The 782-nt window shown below is 69.7% G+C and carries 1 protein-coding gene; it reads left to right on the forward strand.

Annotated features, from left to right (window positions below; genetic code table 11):
• Nucleotides 1–244 precede the first annotated feature (244 nt).
• Entirely contained in the window at nucleotides 245–754 is a 510-nt protein-coding gene (locus tag AA75_RS36705) for a SigE family RNA polymerase sigma factor (RefSeq protein WP_033824747.1), read from the forward strand.
• The last annotated feature ends 28 nt before the right edge of the window (nucleotides 755–782 follow it).

Genomic DNA, 782 nt, shown 5'->3' on the forward strand with positions numbered 1-782 from the left:
GTCGGCGGGTCGCGGGGGGGGGGGTGGGTGGGGGCCACGCGACGGCCGTGCTGCTTGCTGAAAGATCGATGAAACTTTCAGGAAACTTGCAGTGCGCTGAGAACATATGACCGGGTCGTGGGTGCGTCAAGACCGGTGACGACTACAGTTCGAACTCGCCGGAGACCGGGTGATACCTCCGCCCCCGCCACCACGTCAGTACGGCTGACGGCAACCAGCACCAGGCACCTCGGGGGACTTCCGGATGGACGACGCGGCACTCGAGTTCGAGGAGTTCGCGGGCACCCGGGCCCGCCGCCTGTTCCAGGTCGCCTACCTGATGTGCGGCGACTGGCACCAGGCGCAGGACCTCGTCCAGACCACGCTCGCCAAGATGTTCTCGATCTGGGGACGGCTGCGGCGCGGCCGTGACGAGCCCGGCCTCGACGCGTACGCCCGCAAGGTGATGCTGCGGTACTACCTCTCGCACCGCAGGCTGCGGAAGTCCACCGAGGTGGTGCTCGCCGAGCTGCCGGACTCCCCCGGCGGCGCCGTCACCCCGGACCTGCGGCTCGCGCTCACCGAGGCGCTGCGGCTGCTGCCGCCCCGCAACCGTGCCGTCGTCGTGCTGCGCTACCTGGAGGACCGTTCGATCGAGGAGGTCGCCGATCTGCTCGACCTCTCCCCGGCGGCCGTGAAGAGTCTCAACACCCGTTCGCTGGCCAAGCTCCGGGGCATCCTGGGCGAGGACCGCGAGCTGATGTTCCTCGCCTGACCGCGCTCCCCCGCACCCCGCTTCCCCC

It is taken from the genome of Kitasatospora sp. MBT63 (assembly GCF_000710465.2).
Classification (GTDB): domain Bacteria; phylum Actinomycetota; class Actinomycetes; order Streptomycetales; family Streptomycetaceae; genus Kitasatospora.

Coding starts and splice junctions, on each gene's coding strand:
- AA75_RS36705 (WP_033824747.1), top strand. CDS start 245: ATGGACGACGCGGCACTCGAGTTCGAGGAGTTCGCGGGCACCCGGGCC.